General features: G+C 68.6%; 18 protein-coding genes. 4 read left to right on the top strand and 14 right to left on the bottom strand.

The features are described from left to right. Positions 1 to 64: 64 nt before the first annotated feature. On the bottom strand, positions 65 to 508 hold the full coding sequence (gene rnhA / locus ACW5EG_RS04925) for a ribonuclease HI (protein WP_457017632.1): 444 nt from the start codon (positions 506 to 508) through the stop codon (positions 65 to 67). Continuing rightward, positions 505 to 1,170 carry a hypothetical protein gene (locus ACW5EG_RS04920; RefSeq protein WP_457017631.1) on the bottom strand — a complete coding sequence of 222 codons (666 nt, stop codon included), beginning with the start codon at positions 1,168 to 1,170 and terminating at the stop codon, positions 505 to 507. Before ACW5EG_RS04920 ends, rnhA begins: the two co-directional genes overlap by 4 nt. A gap of 38 nt (positions 1,171 to 1,208) precedes the next feature. On the opposite strand from ACW5EG_RS04920, the gene gloB reads away from it, so the two are divergent. Genes gloB through ACW5EG_RS04905 form a run of 3 tightly spaced genes read left to right on the top strand, consistent with a single transcriptional unit; the run spans position 1,209 to position 4,092 of the window. Next, entirely contained in the window at positions 1,209 to 1,976 is a 768-nt protein-coding gene (gloB, locus tag ACW5EG_RS04915; protein ID WP_457020973.1) for a hydroxyacylglutathione hydrolase, read from the top strand. Further along, positions 1,973 to 3,268 carry a transglycosylase SLT domain-containing protein gene (locus tag ACW5EG_RS04910; RefSeq protein ID WP_457020972.1) on the top strand — a complete coding sequence of 432 codons (1,296 nt, stop codon included), beginning with the start codon at positions 1,973 to 1,975 and terminating at the stop codon, positions 3,266 to 3,268. Before gloB ends, ACW5EG_RS04910 begins: the two co-directional genes overlap by 4 nt. A 26-nt stretch (positions 3,269 to 3,294) precedes the next feature. After that, a complete protein-coding gene (locus tag ACW5EG_RS04905) occupies positions 3,295 to 4,092 on the top strand; it encodes an enoyl-ACP reductase FabI (protein ID WP_457017628.1) in 798 nt (265 codons plus the stop codon). Between the two features lie 189 nt (positions 4,093 to 4,281). Here the strand turns inward: ACW5EG_RS04905 and ACW5EG_RS04900 are convergent, their stop codons facing one another. From ACW5EG_RS04900 to ACW5EG_RS04880, 5 genes are all read right to left on the bottom strand, one after another. Next, positions 4,282 to 5,892 (bottom strand): FGGY-family carbohydrate kinase, encoded by a 1,611-nt coding sequence (locus tag ACW5EG_RS04900; protein WP_457017627.1) that lies wholly within the window; start codon positions 5,890 to 5,892, stop codon positions 4,282 to 4,284. Between the two features lie 36 nt (positions 5,893 to 5,928). Beyond that, complete coding sequence (locus ACW5EG_RS04895) at positions 5,929 to 6,657, bottom strand: SDR family oxidoreductase (protein WP_457020971.1); 729 nt, start codon at positions 6,655 to 6,657, stop codon at positions 5,929 to 5,931. 25 nt (positions 6,658 to 6,682) lie between these two features. Further along, the gene (locus ACW5EG_RS04890; protein ID WP_457017625.1) at positions 6,683 to 7,924 is read right to left on the bottom strand and encodes a sugar ABC transporter permease; all 1,242 of its coding nucleotides are present in this window, start codon (positions 7,922 to 7,924) and stop codon (positions 6,683 to 6,685) included. Beyond that, positions 7,921 to 8,730, bottom strand: a complete 810-nt coding sequence (locus ACW5EG_RS04885; protein WP_457017624.1) for an ATP-binding cassette domain-containing protein — start codon at positions 8,728 to 8,730, stop codon at positions 7,921 to 7,923. Before ACW5EG_RS04885 ends, ACW5EG_RS04890 begins: the two co-directional genes overlap by 4 nt. A 102-nt stretch (positions 8,731 to 8,832) precedes the next feature. After that, the gene (locus ACW5EG_RS04880; RefSeq protein ID WP_457017623.1) at positions 8,833 to 9,879 is read right to left on the bottom strand and encodes an ABC transporter substrate-binding protein; all 1,047 of its coding nucleotides are present in this window, start codon (positions 9,877 to 9,879) and stop codon (positions 8,833 to 8,835) included. A 314-nt stretch (positions 9,880 to 10,193) separates the two neighbouring features. Between ACW5EG_RS04880 and ACW5EG_RS04875 the strand changes: the two genes are divergently transcribed. Then, positions 10,194 to 11,150 (top strand): LacI family DNA-binding transcriptional regulator, encoded by a 957-nt coding sequence (locus ACW5EG_RS04875; RefSeq protein WP_457020970.1) that lies wholly within the window; start codon positions 10,194 to 10,196, stop codon positions 11,148 to 11,150. 122 nt (positions 11,151 to 11,272) lie between these two features. Here the strand turns inward: ACW5EG_RS04875 and ACW5EG_RS04870 are convergent, their stop codons facing one another. From ACW5EG_RS04870 to ACW5EG_RS04840, 7 genes are all read right to left on the bottom strand, one after another. Further along, the gene (locus ACW5EG_RS04870; RefSeq protein ID WP_457017621.1) at positions 11,273 to 12,988 is read right to left on the bottom strand and encodes an alkaline phosphatase; all 1,716 of its coding nucleotides are present in this window, start codon (positions 12,986 to 12,988) and stop codon (positions 11,273 to 11,275) included. A gap of 134 nt (positions 12,989 to 13,122) precedes the next feature. Further along, complete coding sequence (locus ACW5EG_RS04865; RefSeq protein WP_457017620.1) at positions 13,123 to 13,896, bottom strand: SDR family NAD(P)-dependent oxidoreductase; 774 nt, start codon at positions 13,894 to 13,896, stop codon at positions 13,123 to 13,125. 56 nt (positions 13,897 to 13,952) lie between these two features. Next, positions 13,953 to 14,975 carry an ABC transporter ATP-binding protein gene (locus tag ACW5EG_RS04860; protein WP_457020969.1) on the bottom strand — a complete coding sequence of 341 codons (1,023 nt, stop codon included), beginning with the start codon at positions 14,973 to 14,975 and terminating at the stop codon, positions 13,953 to 13,955. A 17-nt stretch (positions 14,976 to 14,992) separates the two neighbouring features. Beyond that, the gene (locus tag ACW5EG_RS04855; protein WP_457020968.1) at positions 14,993 to 15,823 is read right to left on the bottom strand and encodes a carbohydrate ABC transporter permease; all 831 of its coding nucleotides are present in this window, start codon (positions 15,821 to 15,823) and stop codon (positions 14,993 to 14,995) included. 3 nt (positions 15,824 to 15,826) lie between these two features. After that, on the bottom strand, positions 15,827 to 16,696 hold the full coding sequence (locus tag ACW5EG_RS04850) for a carbohydrate ABC transporter permease (RefSeq protein ID WP_457020967.1): 870 nt from the start codon (positions 16,694 to 16,696) through the stop codon (positions 15,827 to 15,829). 217 nt (positions 16,697 to 16,913) lie between these two features. Further along, entirely contained in the window at positions 16,914 to 18,251 is a 1,338-nt protein-coding gene (locus ACW5EG_RS04845) for an ABC transporter substrate-binding protein (RefSeq protein ID WP_457020966.1), read from the bottom strand. Positions 18,252 to 18,362: 111 nt separating this feature from the next. Continuing rightward, positions 18,363 to 19,733, bottom strand: a complete 1,371-nt coding sequence (locus ACW5EG_RS04840; RefSeq protein ID WP_457020965.1) for an alkaline phosphatase family protein — start codon at positions 19,731 to 19,733, stop codon at positions 18,363 to 18,365. Between the last annotated feature and the right edge of the window lie 11 nt (positions 19,734 to 19,744).

The following is a 19,744-nucleotide window of genomic DNA, read 5'->3' as shown; positions in this document are numbered from 1 at the left end:
TGCCTGGTGGCAGTGGTTGATCCGGTCCGGTTGTCACGCCGGACCCAGCGAGGGATCGCTTGGCCTATCCCGCTCGCGCGCGCATGCGGATGGCCTCGTTGCGGGCGAGCACGTCGACGCGCTCATTGTCCAGGTCGCCGGAGTGGCCCTTCACCCAGCGCCAGTCGATCTCGTGGCGGGCGCAGGCCGCATGCAGGCGCTCCCACAGGTCGCGGTTCTTGACCGGGTCGCCGCCGGAGGTCTTCCAGCCGCGCCGCACCCAGTTGGGCATCCACAGGGTGATGCCCTGGCGCACGTACTGGGAGTCGGTGTGCAGCACCACTTCGCAGGCGCGGCTCAGGGTTTCCAGCGCGACGATCGCGGCCATCAGCTCCATGCGGTTGTTGGTGGTGAGCGGCTCCCCGCCGGACAACTCGCGCTCCTTCTCACCAAAGCGCAGCAGCGCCGCCCAGCCGCCGGGACCAGGATTGCCGAGGCAGGCGCCATCGGTATGGATGCCGACGCTCATATCGCCGAGGCTCCCTGGGGCAGCGGCAGGACCCGCCGCGACCGCACCGGCGTCAGCGGGATGGCGCGCTTCTCGGCGCGCAGCAGATAGGCCGCGCGCAGCCCGGGGCCCTGCTGCGGCACGGGCGAGACTTGCACGGTCCAGTTCGGACCCAGCCCCTGCGACACCGCATCGGGCGCCAGCCCGGCCTCGCGCAGGCGCCGGCGCCAGGCCAGCGGCTCGGAGGCGCTGATCCCGCTGCCGCGCCAGCGCCACCGGTAGGGCGCCAGCGGGTTGAGCACGAACAGCGACAGGCGCCCGCCGTTCACCAGCAGGCGCGCTGCCTCCTCCAGCAGGGCGACGCCGCGGGCGCCCCCGGGTCGCGCCACGTGCTGCAGGACGACGGCACCGAAGGCCTCGCTGGGCAGCGGCAGCGGCAGCGCACAGTCGACCGGGCCGCGCCAGCGGGTCCCACTCCTGGGCGCCAGGTACAGGCCGCGACCGGGTCCGTCCGCCGCGCGCGGCACCGGGCCGCACCACAGCCAGGGCAGCCCGGGCCGGTCGGCCAGCGCCTCGGCGACCGCCGCCTCCTCGCTGGCCAGCACGGCGCGCCCGGCGTCGGTCAGGAACCAGTCGTGGACGGTGGCGGGGTCCATTTGACGGACCGGGATCTGGACGGGCATGGTCGCCATTCTAAAGGCAGCCGGACCCGGACCCGCCGATGCAGCTCACCGCGCTCCCCGCGCTGGACGACAACTACATCTGGCACCTGGCCGGGGCGGACGGCCGTTGGCTGGTGGTCGACCCGGGCGATGCCGCACCGGTCCTGGCCGCGGCCGGCGACGGGCGCCCCCCCGAGGCGATCCTGCTCACCCATCACCACGGCGACCACGTGGCCGGGGTCGCCGGCCTGCGCCAGCGCTGGCCGCAGGTGCCGGTGCACGGCCCGGCGGACGCGCGGGTCGAGGCCATCGTCGACCACGTGGCCGCGGACGGCGACCGGATCCAGGCCGGGCCATGGGCGTTCGATGTCCTGTCCGTGCCCGGCCATACCACCAGCCACATCGCCTTCCACGGGCATGGCCTGCTGTTCAGCGGGGATACCCTGTTCAGCCTGGGCTGTGGGCGCCTGTTCGAAGGTACGCCGCGCGACATGCTCGGCGCCCTCGACCGGCTGTCCGCCCTTCCCGCGGCAACCCTGGTCTGCTGCGGGCACGAATACACCCTGGCCAACGCCGCCTTCGCGCGCGTGGTCGATCCCGACAACGCGGCGCTGCGACGCCGCCACGAAGAGGCCATCGCCATGCGCCACGCCGCACAGCCCACCGTCCCCTCGACCCTTGCCCAGGAGCTGGCCTGCAACCCGTTCCTGCGGATCGACGCGCCTGCCGTCCGCGCCACGCTGGCCGCGCGCGAGCCATCCGCGGCGCATGACCGGGTCGAAGCATTCGCCGCATTGCGGCGCTGGAAAGACGGCTTCCGCGCATGAGGGCGCGCGCCATTGCCGGGGGCCTCGCGCTGCTGTGCGCGCTGGCCGGACCGGCGCTTGCCGGTCAGCCGGTGGCGACTGCACCAGGCCCGGTCGCCGCGCAGACGGCAGAGGTCGCAGATCGAACCGAAGCTGCCGCTGTCGACGCCGTCGCAGGCGACGCTGCGACGCAGTTGCCCGCTTCCGATGCATCCGCGATCGCCCTGCCGGCGGGCACGCGCAGCGGCCTGGACATCTACCGCAACTTCCGCGAAGGCCTGGCCGACCAGGCATGCCCGGCGGACGCCAGCCCGCGCTGGCGGCGCCACTTTGCCCATGCGCCCGGCCAGTTCGTCGCGCCCGGCAGCGACGTGCTGCCGCTGTTCGGCTATGTCGTCGACCGCCTGCGTGAGCTGCACCTGCCCACCGAGTACGCGCTGATCCCGTTCGTGGAGAGCGGCTACCGGCCGGGCGCGCGCTCGCCGCACGGTCCGGCGGGGCTCTGGCAGTTCATCGCGCTGACCGCGCGCAACCACAAGGTGGCGGTGGGCCCGGGATACGACGGGCGCCTGTCGCCGGTCGATTCCACCGATGCCGCGACCCGTTACCTGCGCACCCTGCACGGCATGTTCGCCGGCGACTGGCGCCTGGCGGTAATGGCCTACAACGCCGGCGAGTACCGGTTGCTCGGCGCCCTCAAGCGCGCTGGCCAGCGCCCTGCGCAAGCCGATCCGGACGCGTTGCCGATGCCGCAGATGACCCAGGCCTACGTGCGCAAGCTGCAGGCCCTGTCCTGCCTCCTGGTCGAGGCCGGGGAAGGCGATGCCTGGCTGCAGGCGCTGGACCGGCCGGTTCCGGTGCTCACCGCGGCCGCGGTGCCCCTGCAGATTGCCTCGCTGGACGCCCTGGCGCGCGAGCACGGCGCCGATCCCGCCCAGCTGCGACGCCTCAACCCGGTGCACGGCAACGGCCGCATCGCCCGCGCCGGCGGAACGCCCCGCGTGCTGTTGGCCTCCGTGCAGGCGCCGTCCCAACTGGTGGCTCGCGCTGCCCCGCCGCCGGCGCGCGTCCTCGCCAGCGACGACGATATCTCCGACGCCATGGCCGATGCGTCGGGCTTCGTCGAAGCGATGCCGGCGCGCACGCACCTGGTCGTGCGCGGCGACTCAGCCTGGCGCATTGCCAGCCGCTACGGCCTGCGCGTGACCGACCTGCTGGCGCGCAACGGCCTCGACGCCCGCAGCGTGCTGCGGCCCGGCATGGTGCTGGCGATCGATCCGGCCGGGGCTGCCTCGACGGTCATGGCAGAATAGGCGCCGGTCCACATCGCGAGTCATCCATGGGTTTCCTGCAGGGCAAGCGCGCACTGATCACCGGCATCGCCAGCCAGCGTTCGATCGCCAACGGCATCGCCGAGGCGATGCACCGCGAAGGCGCCGAACTGGCCTTCACCTATCAGAACGAAAAGCTGAAGTCGCGCGTCGACGACGCGGCCGCGAAGCTGGGCGGTGGCCCGTCCTTCCCCCTGGACGTCACCGATGACGCGCAGATCGCCGCGTTGTTCGACGATCTGGGCAAGCACTGGACCGATGGTTTCGACATCCTCGTCCACGCCATCGCCTATGCCCCGCGCGAGGCGATCACCGGCGGCTTCCTGGACGGGCTGACCCGCGAGAACTTCGCGATGGCCCACGACATTTCGGCCTACTCGCTGTCGGCGCTGGCCAAGGGCGCACGCCCGCTGATGCAGGGCCGCCAGGGCTCGATCCTCACCCTGAGCTACCTCGGTGCCGTCCGCACCCTGCCCAGCTACAACGTCATGGGCGTGGCCAAGGCCGCGCTGGAGGCGAGCGTGCGCTACCTGGCGCTCAACCTTGGCCCGGAGGGCATCCGCGTCAACGCGATTTCCGCCGGCCCGATCAAGACCCTGGCCGCAGCCGGCATCGGCGGCTTCCGCAAGATCCTCGGCCACGTCGAGTCCCACGCCCCGATCCGGCGCACGGTCACCATCGAAGACGTCGGCAATGCCGCCGCGTTCCTGTGCTCGGACCTCGCCTCGGGCATCACCGGCGAAATCACCTACGTCGACGGCGGCTACAACATCGTCGGCATGACCGGCCTGGAAGCCGGCGAATAAGCGCGCTTCCGCTAACCAGAACGCTCTCGTCCCGGCGTTGAGCTGCAAGGGCGGACGACAACCGGACGAGCAAATCAGGGCAGCCCGGTCGGCTCCGTCCTTTCCCGAGCGATACAACTCAATGCTACGGGAACGGCGACCGACCGGCGTTGGAGCCGAAGGCCGGACGAACCGCCCGTACCGTGACGATCAGCGTATCTCGCGTGCCAGCGCCTGCAAGCGACAGAAGACGTCGAAGCGGAGATCGTGCAGTTCGGCGATCTCACCGCCGGCATGCAGGCACGTTTCACCCGGATGGCTGAGCGCAGCCATCGCTGCCTGGATATCCACAAACAGGCCGGCCGCTACAGCGCCAAGAGTTGCGGCACCAAGCAGGACCGGCTCCTCGCTGTGCGAGGCCATCACCGGCTTGCCAACAGCGTCTGCCAGCAATTGCCGGATCAGGCGCGATTGCCCTGCCCCTCCGCAGATGACGATCTTCTCGATCGGTGCGCCAGCCTTGGCCTGGGTTTCGATGATCTGCCGCAAGCCGTACCCGACGCCGCACACGCCTGCCAGATAGAGCGCGGCCAAGCTGTCGAGATCCCGCTCCATGCCCATGCCAGCGATCACGGCGCGAGCGTGGGGATCGGCGAACGGTGCACGATTGCCAAGGAACTCGGGAACGACATGAAGCCCGCCCGCGAGGCGGACGATCTCCGACAAGCAGGACGCCCTCGTGATCAGTCGTTCGGTCAACAGTTCCGACACCGGGATGCCGCGGGCCCGGGCCAGCTCACGCGCCTCGCCCGAGGCAGGGTGGCATTCGATCAGGTGATCGATGGCCGCACCGGCGGCGGTTTGCCCGCCTTCATTGAGCCACATGCCCGGCACCATCGCCGAGTAATAAGGACCCCAAACGCCGGGTGTGAACTTCGGCTCGATGGTCGAGGTGAGGGTGCAAGAGGAGGTGCCGAACACATAGGCCACATGCGTGGTAGGCGAGCCCTCGACGCCGACCGTACCGATGCCACCGGCATGCGCGTCGATCATCCCCGCCGACACGGCGGTGCCTGGTTCCAGCCCGAGATCGCGTGCCGCGGCTGCGCTCAGGCCCAGGCCCAGCGGCTGGCCCGGGTCGATCACCCGCGCACCGATCCTCCCGAATCCGTCCTCGACCAGGTCTTCCAGGCCGATGCTGTCGAAGTACGACGCATCCCACCGGCGCTCATGGGCCAGATAGGTCCACTTGCACGTGACGGTGCAGGTCGAACGGGCCAGATCACCGGTGGCCTTCCACGTCAGGAAATCCGAGAGATCAAAGAACGCCCAGGCCTTGGCATAGATCTCCGGGCGGTTCTCCTTCAGCCAGAGCAGCTTGGGCGTCTGCATCTCTGGCGAGATCCGACCGCCGACGTACTTGAGCACGTCGTGCCCGCCCGCGTTGATCCGCGCGGCCTGGTCGACGGCGCGGTGGTCCATCCACACGATCACGTCGCGCGCCGGATCTTCCGACGGCCCGACCGGCAGCGAGGCGCCGCCCTCGGCCAGGACCACGAGCGAGCAGGTGGCATCGAAGCCGATGCCGGCGACCTGCGAAGGAAGCACATCCGCCACCTCGATGGCGGCGCGCACCGAGCTGCATACGGCGTCCCAGATCTGTGCCGAGGACTGCTCGACCATGGCGCCCGGGCCGCGCCAGATTTCAAGCTCGGTCTTGGCCGAGGCGAGCATGTGGCCCGAAAGGTCGAACAGCCCTGCACGCGCGCTGCCCGTGCCGACGTCGACACCAAGGATGAAACGCCCGTTGTTCCTGCCCATATCAGTTTTTCCCGAATCCAGGTCTGCGAAGGTGAATCAAAGGTCCAGGCCGCTCGGCACGATGACCATGTCGCGGATGGTCACGCCGGGCTTGCGCGTGAGCATGAACACGACCGCGTCGGCCACTTCCTCCGGATGCATCAGGCTGCCGTTGGCGAGCGCCTCTTCCATCTTGGCCTTGGGCCAATCGTCCAGCAGCGCGGTGACGACCGGTCCGGGCAGCACCGCGCCCACGCGCACGCCGTGCGGCGCGACTTGGCGGCGGGTGGAATGGACGAAGGCCTGCACCGCGAACTTGGACGCCGTGTAGATCGGCTCCCAGACCACGGGCACGACGCCTGCGACCGACGAAGTGAACAGGATGTCGCCCGCCTTCTGCGCGATCAGGTGCGGCAGCACGGCGCGCACCGAGCGGAACGCTGCATTGATGTTGAGGTTGAGCACGCGGTCCCAGGCGTCCGGATCGCCCTCCGCCACCGCGCCGCCGATGTAGGCGCCGGCATTGGCATGGAACGCGTCGAGCCGGCCGGCCAACTCGAGGATGTGCGGCAGCATCCCCGACACCTGCGGCCCGTCGAGCAGGTCCACGACCAGCGGCAGCGCATCCGGGCCGATCTCCCCGCACAGCGCCTCGAGCCGGTCCCCGGCGCGATCGATCATGACCACCCTGGCACCCGCGGCCACCAGCGCGCGCGCGCACGCCAGGCCGATTCCCGATGCCGCGCCGGTGATGGCGACGACCTTGCCCTTCATCTGTTGCGACATGACGTTCTCTGCCCTGGTTGTCCGGTTACCCGCGGCCGTGCGTCGCGCGCGAGCGACGGGCAAGCGAGTCGACGATGACGGCGATGGCCAGCACGCCACCAGTGATCATGTAGCGCAGGCTGGACGAGAGGTTGAGCAGCGTCAGCCCGTTCGAGATGGCCACGATGACGATGATGCCGAGCAGTGCCGAGTACGCGCTGCCGCGGCCGCCGAACAGGCTGGTGCCGCCGATGACGGCCGCGGCGATCGCGTTGAGGTTGACGTCTCCGGTGCCGGCCTGCTGGCTTGACGAGGCCAGGCGCGCGGCCGAGAGGATGCCGCCCAGCGCGGCCAGCGACGATCCGAGCATGAAGGCCGAGAGGTAGATCCGCTTGACGTTGATGCCGGTGCGGCGCGCCGCCTCGCGGTTGCCGCCGACGGCGAACATCGAACGGCCCCACTTCGTCCGCGTCAGCGCATAGTCCAGCCCCACCACCAGCAGCACGAACAGGCAGAACATCCACGGCACGCCGCGCCCGAGGTTGAGGTACCACACGGCGAACTGCAGCGCGGCGGTCAGGGCGCCGGCCTTGATCAGCAGCAGGCTGGTCGGCTGTGCGGTCAGGCCGACGGTGCGCCGGCGCCTGGCCGTATCCAGGCCGACCAGCAGGATGGCCAGTCCGGGCACCAGCGCCGCCAGGTGGGAGAGCCAGACGGGCATGATCTGCAACTGGCCAAAGGCCACGAAGGACGAGGCGTAGGGAAGGTTGATCGAACCCGCGTTGCCCAGCACGTACAGCTGCAAGCCCAGCAGCGCGAGCAGGCCCGCCAGGGTCGATATGAAGCTCGGCATGCCGATCCAGTTCAGCAGCGTGGCGTAGACCGCGCCAACCAATGCGCCGGCCGCCACCGCCACCAGGATGGCCGGCAGCAGCGGCCAGCCCATGTTGACCCAGAACACGCCGACGATCGCCGAGGCCAGCCCGCTCATCGACCCCACCGAAAGATCGATCTCGCCCAGCATCAGCACGCAGACCACGCCCAGCGAGATGACTCCGATGGTGGCGCAGTCGAACAGCAGGTTGACCAGGTTGTCCGGCGCCAGGAACAGCGGGTTGAGGCTGCTGAAAACCACCGAGATGACGACCAGCCCGACCACGACCGGCAGTGTGCCCAGGTCGCCTGACCGGACCCGGTCGAAGAAGGCGCGGACCGCCCCGAGCATGCTGTCGTCGTGCCTGACGCGCTCGTCGGCGCGGTCGATCGCCTGTGCGTTCTGCTTGCTCATTGCAGTTCCCCTGCCGATTCGGCCGCCTTCCTGCGGGTGCGCAGGGAGACTGAATTCTCTGTCGCGCCGGTGATCGCGGTGACGAGTTCGTGGTTGCTCGCGTCGGGCTCGAAGATCCCGTTGTTGCGGCCCAGCCGCAGCACGACGATGCGGTCGGCGACCGCGCGCACGTCTTCCATGTTGTGGCTGATGAGGATCACGCCCAGGCCGCGCGCGCGCACCCGCTCGATCAGGTTCAGCACCTCGGCCGTCTGGGCGACGCCCAGCGCCGCGGTGGGCTCGTCGAGCATGATGATGTAGGGATCGAGCAGCAACGAACGGGCGATGGCCACGCTCTGCCGCTGGCCGCCCGACAGCGACGCGATCGGCTCGCGCACCGAAGGGATCCGCGCCGCCAGTTCCTTGAGCAGCGTCCAGGCGCGGACTTCCATCTGCACCTCGTCCAGCCACAGCGGGTTGAGCTCGTGCCCGAGGAACACGTTGGCCACGACGTCCAGGTTCTCGCACAGCGCGAGGTCCTGGAACACGGTGGCGATACCCAGCCTGAGGGCTGTCGCGGAGCTGTCCAAGGTCACGGGCTGCCCCATGAACTCGATGGAGCCGGAGGTCGGCTGGTGGACGCCGGCGAGGATCTTCACCAGGGTCGACTTGCCTGCACCGTTGTCGCCGACCAGGGCGACGACCTCGCCGGCACGCACTTCCAGGTCGATGTCGGTCAGCGCGGATACCGCGCCGAATTTCTTGGACACGCCCTTCAGGCGGAGGATGACCTCGCCTGTTGCCGGGCGTCGCGCCGTCTGGCTCATGATGGTGGTCTCCGTGGCTTCGCGCGCATGGCGGCTGGGCAGTTCCGGGCCACGCCGGCATCCCATTCGGATGCGCGGCGCGCGCGGAACGATCGCGGCTGGCTACTCGGGGATGCCGAGCTCCCGGCAGGCTTCCACGTACTCGCCGGTGCACACTTGCGCGGGCGTCTGGATGCCGGTGTCGAAGATCTCGGCCTTGATGTTCCCGCGCGTCACCACGGTGGGGACGAACAGTTCCGCCGGCGTGTCGTAGATGGTGGTCTTCGCCTCCGGCCCCTCGCCGTCGAGCAGCGCCACGGCCACGTTGGCCGCCGCGGCCGCGACGATCTCCGAGGGCTTGGAAATGGTGTTGTACTGGTCGCCGGCAATGATCAGCTGCAGCGCGGCGACCACCGCGTCGTTGCCGGTGACCGGCGGCAGCGCGTCGACGCCCGCCGCCTTGAGCGCGGCGATGGCGCCGCCTGCGGTGCCGTCGTTGGCCGCGACGATGCCCTTGATCTCGGGTCCGAAGCGCGTGATCTGGCCGGCGACCCACTGCTGGGCCTCGGCCGGCTTCCAGTCGGGCGTATCGAATTCGGCAAGCGTGGCGTACCCCGAACCCGCCAGGCCGCGATGGATGCCGTCGCGGATCAGGCCGGCCGCGGCGTCGGTCGGCGAGCCATTGACCTGCAGCACGCCGGAGCCTTCGGGTACGCCGGACGCCTTGAGGTGCTCGACGAACGAGCTCGACAGCGCGTAGCCCAGCGCCTCGTTGTCGAACGACACGTAGTAGTCCGCCGGCGTGCCCGGAACGGGCCGGTCGTAGGCCACGACCTTGGCACCCTGCGACCTGGCCAGCGTCACCAGCGCGGCGGCCGCCGAGGAGTCCACCGGGTTGAGCACGATGACTTTCGCGCCCTGGATCAGCGCGGAGTTGAACTGCTGCTGCTGCAGCGTCGCATCCGCGTTGGCGTTCTGATAGATCACCGTGCAGTCCGGGCAGAGCCTGGCCATCTCGGCCTTGAAGCCGGGGAAGTCGCGCTCCTCGTAACGCGTCGAGCTCTGGTCGGGCATCAGGAAGGCGACCGTGCCGGCGGACTCACCGCCGGAACTGCAGCCGACGAGCAATGCGACAAAGCCTACGGCCGTCGCCAGCCTGGAAAGATTCATTCCGGTTTTCTCCGGTGTGCCTGGGACTGTTTGTGGCTGTTGGTATGGGCGGCAATCGCCGCATGGCCGGGCACTTTTCCGCCGGCCGCCGCGCTTGGACCCGCTCATCTGTTCAACCGGTTGAGCACCCGTGCTCAACCGGTTGAGCGAGGTTGCTGTAAGGGCCGGTCGATGTCAAGCTGCGCCCAGCTCATGGACGATGGGCATGCTGGGGAATGGCCTTGACGGGGAAGCGGACAGCGACGGCAAGGCGCACCGGAAAGCGCACCACGATCTACGATCTGGCCGAACTGGCGGGCACCTCGCCATCGGCCGTGAGCGCCGTGCTCAACGGTACCTGGCGCGAGCGGCGCATCGGCCCTGCCCTGGCCGAGAAGATCCAGCGGGTGGCCGACGAGCAAGGCTACGCGATCAACCTGCAGGCGCGCGGACTGAGCCGCGAGCGCTCCAACCTCATCGGCATGATCGTGCCCAAGTACGACAACCGCTATTTCGGCTCCATTGTCGAGCGGTTCGAGGCGATGGCGCGCGAGCGCGGCCTGTTCCCGATCATCACCTGCACCCAGCGCGACGCGGAGCTGGAAATCCAGGCCGCGCGCGAGATGATTTCCCACCAGGTCGACTACCTGATCGCAACCGGCGCAACGGACCCCGACCGCATCACTGGAATCTGCGCGCGGGCGGGTGTGCGCTCGCTCAACCTCGATCTCCCGGGCAAGCTCGCGCCGTCGGTGATCTCGGACAACCGCGGCGGAGCACGCGAGCTGACGCGGGAGATCCTGAAGGCCTCCCGGGACCGGCGCGTGGAAAACGAGCCGCTGCTGTTCGTCGGCGGCCGGCCGAGCGACCACAACACGATCGAACGCATCAAGGGCTTCCGCGATGCGCATTCGGAATCCGGCATCCCGGTCGACGAGGACAGGATCCTCACCAGGGGCTACGCGCCGGAAAAATCGCGCGGCGCGCTGGAGGCCTATGTCGCCGGCGGCGGCAGCTCGCCCAGTGCGATCTTCGTCAGCTCGACCATCACCCTCGAGGGCGTGGTGCCCTGGATCGAGACAGACCCGGCGTACGCGCAGGCGCGCCCGTGCATCGGCTGCTTCGACTGGGATCCGATGGTGCGGGCACTCGACCGCAACATCCTCATGCTCCGCCAGGACGTGCCGAAGATGCTGCAGGCCCTGTTCGACATGATAGACGGCAAAATCAAGGCGGCGGGGGTCGTGGAAATTCCGCCCGAGCTCGTCGGCGAGGATGCCCCGCCCTGCTAGGCGGCGGCGCGCAGGTGCCTGGTCCGCGCCAGCGGGTCCGGGGATAGGAGGCCGACACTGGCGCGGACAGGCGTTCTGCGCCGGCGGCGATCGCGCGCCGCCGGCGTCAATCATCGCGGGCGTCAGTCGCTGACGACGTTGAACGCCGCCGGATCGGGCAGTTCGACCGGAACGCCCGCGGCATTGCAGGTACCCGCCGCGCACAGCTGTTCGCGCAGCCGGGGCGTGGCCTGCACGATGACATGGTAGACGACGTGCTGCTCCATGGTGCCGCGGAACGCATCGCTGCCGGGACCACGCGCCCAGATGCCCACGTCGTCGCCGCCATGGGTTTCGGCGGTCATCGGCACGAGCACTTCCTGCAGGAAGTCCGGATGCTCGGTGTCGACCTCGCTCAGGTCGGGACGGCCGGTCGCCGGCTCGAACTTGCGCGGGACATGCAGGTGGTGCTTGGGACCGGCGGGCTGCTCGTCGCTGGCACCGACGTAGCCCGAACCGTTGGCGTAGACCAGCGTGGTGTACGGCAGGCCGAGCGCATCGCGCGCGTACTGGGTCGGGTCGCCGCCCTCGCTGGCCAGTCCGCGGACCTTGCCCAGGATCGGGTTGCCGCGCGTGGGATAGCCGACGAAGCCGAGCGTGTGCGAGTGGTCGGCGGTCACCACGATCAGGGTGTCTTCGGCCGAGGTCATCTCGGCCGCGGCCTGCACCGCGCGCGACATGGCGGTGGTCTCGTCGAGCGCACGGAAGGCGTTGCCCTCGTGGTTGGCGTGGTCGATGCGTCCGCCCTCGACCAGCAGCACGTAGCCGTCGCCGCTGCGCGAGAGCCGTTCGATCGCCACGCGCGTCATCGTCTCCAGATCCGGCTCGCCCGCCGCGTCCTTGCGCCGGTCGTGCTCGTACTGCATGTGGTCGGGCTCGAACAGGCCCAGCACGGCCTCGGCGTCGCGGGCCGCGCGCAGCTGCTCGTTGTTCCACACGTAGGCTCCGCGCGGATTGCGCTCCTGCCATTCGGCGACCAGGTTGCGGCCGTCCCGGCGCAGGCCGGTCTTCCCGTCGTACTCCGGATCGCGCTCGGTCGCGGGCAGGAACATCGCGCGGCCGCCGCCCATGACCACCTTCGGCCCCTGGCCCGGCGCGAAGTCCAGCAGTTGGCTGGCGATGTCGCGGCAGCCCGCGGCGCGCGCGTCAGCGGGAAGCTGCGCATCGCTTTCCCAGTTTCGGTCGGGCGAGTGCGCATAGAGGGAGGCGGGCGTGGCGTGGGTCAGCCGTGCGGTGGTGACAATGCCGCTCTGCATACCGACGTCGTCGGCCAGCCGCAGCCAGGACAGCAACTGCCGGTCCAGGCTTTCGGCGCAGTCGCTGCGGTTGCCTGCGGACACGCCGATGGCACCCATGTGCGACTTCGCGCCGGTGGCCAGCGCGGTCATGGTGCCGGCCGAATCCGGCGTCTGCGAATCGGTGTTGTAGGTCTTGCTCAGCGCCGTGTGCTCGAACTGCTCCCAGCTCAGCAGGTGCTCCTCGCCAGGACCGCCGGCGCGCTGGCCTTCGAGAATGCGCGCAGCCGCCACGGTGGTCAGGCTCATGCCGTCGCCAAGGAAGAAGATCACGTTCTTCGCGCCGCCGGACATCGCTCCGTTGCGCGCCGCATGGGCCGCACCGCTGCGGTACCACCACTGCGGCGTTTCGCCCGCTGGACGCGCGATGGACGGAACGTCCACCGCGACCGCCTGCGGTGCCGCGCTCGCCTGCGGTGGGCTCGCCTGGTGTCCCGGGGTCGCGACGCAGCCGGCCAACAGGGCGGCGACAAGTGCGGTAGCGGCAGGCAGCTTACGGGGCATCTGGAATCCTTCGGGTTGCAGAGGCGTTCGACGGATGTCGTACCAGCCTTCAGTGGAAACGCCGGTGGACGGGCGGTGTGTCAGCGGACGCGGCCCCACCGTGCGGCGCCCGGATAGCCGGAGCGGGCCCGGGCTTACCAGCAGGTATAGCCGCCATCAACCAGCACGACACTGCCGGTCATCAGGCTGGACGCGCGCGAGGACAGGAACAGCGCCACCGACGCGATTTCCTCGACCTCGCCCAGCCGTCCCATCGGCGTGCCGCCGATCCAGGCGTCGTACATCTGTGGGTCGTCCTTGACGAAGGCGTTGAGCGGAGTGGCGATATAGGTCGGCGCCAGCGCGTTGACGCGCACGCCGCGCGAGCCCCATTCGGCCGCCAGCGACTTGGTCAGGTGGTGGACGGCGGCCTTGGAAGCGTTGTAGTACGACTGCTCCTGCGGCTTGTTGACGATGAAGCCGGACATCGAACCGATGTTGACGATGGTGCCCTCGCCTTTCTCCAGCATGTGCCTGCCGAAGGCGCGACAGCACCAGAAGGTGCCGTTGAGGTTGACGTCGACGACGTTCAGCCAGTGCTCGTCGGTGACGGCTTCGGCCGGCGTCTGGCTGCGGGCGATGCCGGCGTTGTTGACCAGGATGTCGACCTTGCCGTAGCGCGCGACCAGCTCGTCGGCCACCGCGGTCACGCGCTCCGAATCGGTGACGTCCATCTGCACGAACTCGGCCTCGACCCCCTTGCCGCGCAATTCAGCCAGGCCCTGCTCCGCCACAGCCGGGTCGTGGTCGGCGATGATCACCCTGGCGCCGGCCTCGGCGAGCGCTTCGACGATCGCAAGGCCGATGCTGCGGCCGCCGCCGGTGACGACCGCCACCTGGCCGTCGAGTCTGAACATGTCCAGATACATGGTGCCTTTCCTGTCTGCAAAGTGGATTGGGAAGAAAGCGGGCGCGGGCACGGGCCTCAGCGGATCGCCTGCCGGTTCGCGTCGAACCGGTGCAGGTGCGCCGGGTCCGGCAGCAGCGTGACTGCGTCGCCGGGGGCCACCCTCAGCTCGCCGGTGCAGCGCGCGTTTACGGGGCCGATCTCCGGGACGTCGACGTAGACGAAGGTGTCGCTGCCCAGGTGCTCGGCCTGGATCACGGTGCCTGGCCACGCTTCACCGGGACCCTGGGCGTCGACGCGGCCGTGGTGCACGCCGATGTGCTCGGGGCGGATGCCCAGCGTGCTCGCGCCGTGTCGCTCGGCCGGCGCGCCGGTGAGCAGGTTCATGCGCGGCGAGCCGATGAAGCCGGCGACGAACACGTTGGCCGGACGCTCGTACAGCTCCAGCGGCGAACCGACCTGCTCGATGCGGCCGGCCTGCAGTACCACGATCTCGTCGGCCATCGTCATGGCCTCGACCTGGTCGTGGGTGACGTAGACGGCGGTGGTCTTGAGCTGCTTCTGCAGCCGCGTGACCTCCATCCGCATCTGCACCCGCAGCGCGGCGTCGAGGTTGGACAGGGGCTCGTCGAACAGGAAGCCCTTCGGCTTGCGCACGATGGCGCGGCCGATCGCCACGCGCTGGCGCTGCCCGCCCGAGAGCTGGCCCGGGCGGCGTTCGAGGTAATCGGTGAGGTTGAGGATCTCGGCGGCCCTGGCCACGCGCTCGTCGATCTCGCCCTTGGGCAGGCCCGCCATCTTCAGGCCAAAAGCGATGTTGTTGCGCACGCTCATGTGCGGATACAGCGCGTAGGACTGGAACACCATGGACAGCCCGCGCTTGGCCGGCGGCAAGCGGGTCACGTCCTGGCCGTCGATCAGGATCCTGCCGCCGCTGACGTCCTCCAGGCCCGCGATCATCCTGAGCAGGGTGGTCTTGCCGCACCCGGAGGGGCCGACGAAGACCATGAACTTTCCGTCTTCGATCTCGAGGTCGGCGCCATGGATGACGGTGGTGTCATCGAAGCTCTTGCGCACGCCCTGCAGTGTGATACGTCCCATGAGTTCCTCGTTGCGATCTATTTGACGGCGCCGAACGTCAGCCCGTGCACGAGCTGCTTCTGGCAGAACCACCCCAGCACCAGGATTGGCGCGATCGCCATCGTCGATGCGGCCGACAGCTTGGCCCAGAACAGGCCCTCGGGGCTGGAATACGAAGCGATGAAGGCGGTGAGCGGCGCGGCGCTCGACGAGGTCAGGTTCAAGGACCAGAACGCCTCGTTCCAGGCCAGGATCACGCACAGCAGCAGTGCGGAGAACATGCCCGGCAGCGCCATCGGGGTGAGGACGTAGAGGATCTCCTTGCCGATGGTGGCGCCGTCCATGCGGGCCGCTTCCAGGATGTCCTTGGGGATGTCCTTGAAGTAGTTGAACAGCATCCACACCAGGATCGGCAGGTTGCTCAGGCACAGCACGATCACCAGGCCCAGCTGCGTGTCGAGCAGGCCCGAGTCGCGGTAGATCAGGTAGATGGGCACCAGCACGCCAACCGGTGGCAGCATCTTGGTCGACAGCATCCACAGCAGGATGCCGCGGGTGCGCCGGGTCGGGGAGAACGCCATCGCCCATGCAGCCGGAATGGCGACCGCCATGGCGAGCAGGGTCGAACCCAGCGCCACCACCACCGAGTTCCAGGCGTGGGTCAGGTAGTTGCTGCGCTCCTGGACGGCGATGTAGTTTTCCAGCGTCCAGTCGAAGAAGACGAACGACGGCGGCGTGGTGAACGCGTCGATCTCGGTCTTGAAGCTGGTCAGCAGCATCCACAGGATCGGGAAGAACACGACCAGGCCGACCGCCCAGGCGAATGCGGTAGTCAGGGCGAGCTGGAGGGGGGGCGTGCGGCGTGCCATTGCTCAGGTCTCCAGGTTCTTGCCGATGATGTAGACCAGGAAGATCGCGGCAATGTTGGCCAGCACCACCGCCACCAGGCCGCCGGCCGAAGCCGCGCCGACGTCGTACTTGAGCAGCGCCTGCGAATAGATCAGGTAGGTCAGGGTCGTGGTCTCCATGCCGGGCCCGCCGGCGGTGGTGACGTAGATCTCCACGAACACTGTCAGCAGGAAGATCATTTCGATCAGGATGACGATGGTCAGCGGGCGCGCCAGGTGCGGCAGGGTCAGGTGGAAGAAGCGGTCGAACATGCCGGCCCCGTCCATCCGCGCAGCCTCCTGCTGCTCCTGGTCCATCGATTGCAGGGCGGTCAGCAGGATCAGGACGGCGAAGGGGAGCCACTGCCAGGCCACGATCAGGATGATCGAAAACATCGGATATTGGGTGAACCAGTCGACTGGCGTCAGCCCGAATGCCCCCCACAACCACGCAAGCAGGCCCGACACCGGATGCATCAGGAGGTTCTTCCACACCAGCGCGCTGACCGTGGGCATGATGAAGAACGGCGCGATCAGCATCAGCCGCACGATCTGGCGACCGATGAATACCTGGTCGAGCAGCAGCGCGATCAGCACGCCGAACACCGCGGTGATGGCCAGCACCGAACCGACCATCACCAGCGTGTTGGTCAGGGAAGACAGGAATGCTGGATCGCTGAGGAAATACCTGTAGTTGGCCAGGCCGACAAACGCTTTTTCAGGGTTCAGCAGGCTGTAGTTGAGTGTTGAGAACCAGATCGTCATCGCCAGCGGGACGATCATCCACGCCAGCAGCAGGATGACCGACGGCGCGATCAGGAATCGTGCGAGTTTCTGCGTCTGTTGCGTTGCCATCAGGCGCTTTCCGTTGATGCGTATGGACCCGGCGGCAGCCGGGACCGGCAGCCTGTCAGCGGACACCCCGGGGGCCGGGGAGGGGAGGTAGCGTCCCGGGGTGTCCGCCGCAGGGCTTTAAAAAACCGGGACCGGCCCGTGGACCGGCGGGGGTTGCGCTTGCGTCGTCGCGCGGCTTGTTCAGCGCGCCTGCTCGACGCGCTTGCTGTCGTCGCGCCTACTTCGGATACCCCGCGCGCTTCATCTCGCGCTCGGTGGTCTCCTGCGCACTCGCCAGCGCCTGGTCCACGCTCACCGAGCCGGCCAAGGCGGCCGAGAACAGCTGCCCGACCGTGGTGCCGATGGACTGGAACTCGGGAATCGCCGCGTACTGCACGCCGATGTAGGGCACGGGCTTCACCGCGGGGTTGCGCGTGTCGGCGCCCTCGATCGCGGCCAGGGTCTGCGCCGCGAACGGCGCCGCCTCGAGGTATTTGGGATTCTTGTAGAGCGAAGCCCGGGAGCCGGGCGGCGCGTGGGCCCACCCTTCCCGCTCGCCCACCAGCTCGATGTACTCGCGGCTGGTCGCCCAGGCGATGAAAGTCTGCGCCTGTTCGACCTTCCTGGAGCTGGCGGGGACGGCGAAGTTCCACGCCCACAGCCAGCCGGTCGTCTTGCCCTTGCCTGCATGCGGGGCCGGGGCGAAGCCCACCTTGTCGGCGACCCTGGAATCCTTCGGGTCGCTGACGAACGAGGCCGCTACCGTAGCGTCCACCCACATCGCGCACTTGCCCGCGTTGAACAGCGCCAGGTTCTCGTTGAAGCCGTTCGACGCAGCGCCCGGCGGGCCGGCTTCGCGCATCACGTCGACGTAAGTCTGGATGGCGGCTTTCCACTCGGGCTGGTCGAACTGCGGAGTCCAGTTCTCGTCGAACCAGCGCGCCCCGAAGGCGTTGCCCATCCCGGTCAGCAGGGCCATGTTTTCGCCCCAGCCGGCCTTGCCGCGCAGACAGATGCCGTACACGCCTGCGTCCTTGTCGGTGAGCCTGGCGGCCGCGTCGGTCACGAATGACCACGACGGATCTTCAGGCATGGCCAGGCCGGCCTGCTCGAACAGGTCGGTGCGGTACATCAGCATCGAACTCTCGCCGTAGAACGGCGCGGCATAGAGCTGCCCGTCGAAGCTCGCGGCCTCGCGGATCTTGGGCAGCAGGTCATCGACGTCGTACTCCGGCCCGAACTCCAGCGGCTTGAGCCAGCCGCGCGCGGCCCAGATCGGAACCTCGTAGGTGCCGATGGTCAGGATGTCGAACTGGCCGCCCTTGGTGGCGATGTCGGTGGTGACGCGCTGGCGCAGGACGTTCTCCTCCAGCGTGACCCACTCGACCTTGATCCCCGGATGCTTCGCCGTGAACTCCGGCGTCAGCTTCTGCATCCGGATCATGTCGGCGTTGTTGAGCGTGGCGATGACCAACGTCTCAGGCTTGCCCGCCGTGCCGCTTTCGCGGGACTGGCCGCATGCCGCCAGTCCCGCGGTGATGACCACCACGAGCGCGCCTTTGGTCAAAGTGCCCATTGCGTATATCTCCAATATCATTTCGAACAATTGCCCGTCGTATGCACACATACTCACAACAGGCCGAATTTGTAAAGTATTTGCCCGCCTTCGCAACCCAGACCGCCGGGATCAGTTCCCGAGCGGCAGCGGCTCCTGCGTGGCCGTTGGCAGTGATACGCCCAGCACCCGCGCGAGCGTCGGCGCGACCTGGCGTGCATCGATCCTGCCCAGGTTCCTGCCCTGCTCCACGCCCGGTCCCGTCACGAAGAACGAGGAGTTCATTTCCGGATGCGTGTTGCGATATCCATGCGCACCCGTCGTGCGTGCCTGCGGCCGCAAGACTTCGCCCGTCAGCGCCTTGCCCATGGCGAAGCCGCCCTTGGCGTCCACCATGAACGACGCTTCCTCGAGCGCGCCGTCGCGCACCGCCGCTTCGCCGCGCAGCACGCTGGCCACGCCGCTGTCGGGGTCGCGCTCCAGCGCGGTGAGGATGGCATCGACCGCGCGGTACGTCGCCGCGTCGTCCTTGTCCTTGAGCACCACCGAGGCGCTGCCCCCCGCGCTCCAGGCATAGGCCTTCCACGAACCCAGCTCCCCTTGCGCGTCCAGTTCGATCAGCCCGGCATCCGCGAACGCGGCATTGAGGTTGATGGTCGCGTTGACCGGATGGAAGCCGTGGTCGGAGACGACAACGACGGTCGAGTCCGGGTATACGGCGCGCTGGGCCTTGATCAGGCGCGCGATCATCGCGTCGATCTTCTCCAGCGTTCGCCGCGCCAGGTCGTTGGTCTCCAGCGGACCCCGCTTGTGCTGCGCGCTGTCGAGGTTGGTGATGTGGATGCTCAGCAGCTGCGGCCTGCCCTGCTCGATCATCGCCAGCGCGATCTTCGTCAGCTTCTCGTCGAATGACCACTCGTCCGGAGTATCGGTCGGGTCGAACATCCGGTTGGCGCCGTCCACCGTCTCCAGGAAGCCACGCGGCGTACTGACCGCGTGCAGCACGTGGTCGTCCGACGCCCGGTTTTTGGTGCGCCAGTACTCGGGCACGTTGTAGTCGATGGCTCGATGGCCCACGCTCACCGGCCACAGCACGCTGGCGGTGGTCAGTCCGCCAGCCTTGGCGGCGTCCCACAGGGTGGGCACGCGGATCTGCGATGCGTACCAGTTCCAGGCGCCCTGTTCCAGGCCCTCCGGATCGAACACGGTGTTGCCGCGGATGCCGTGTTCGTTTGGCGCGACGCCGGTGATGATCGAGGTGTGGTTGGGATACGTGAGCGTGGGCGTGACGTTGACCACGCCGGTGGAGTACGCGCCCCTCTTCACGAACTCGCGCAGGGTCGGAACCTCGACGCCGAACCGCTGCGACTCGATCACGTAGCTTGGATGGAGACCGTCGATCGAGATCAGCAGAACCGCAGGCTTGCCTTCCTGCGCACTGACTGCGGGGGCGACCGCGAGCAGCGCGGCAAGGGCGAACCTGAGCATGGAGCAGATATTCATTGGCTTCCTGT

It is taken from the genome of Luteimonas sp. A611 (assembly GCF_054072715.1).
Note: the sequence above shows the minus strand (reverse complement) of the source record. Positions and strands in the feature narration are given on the sequence as shown.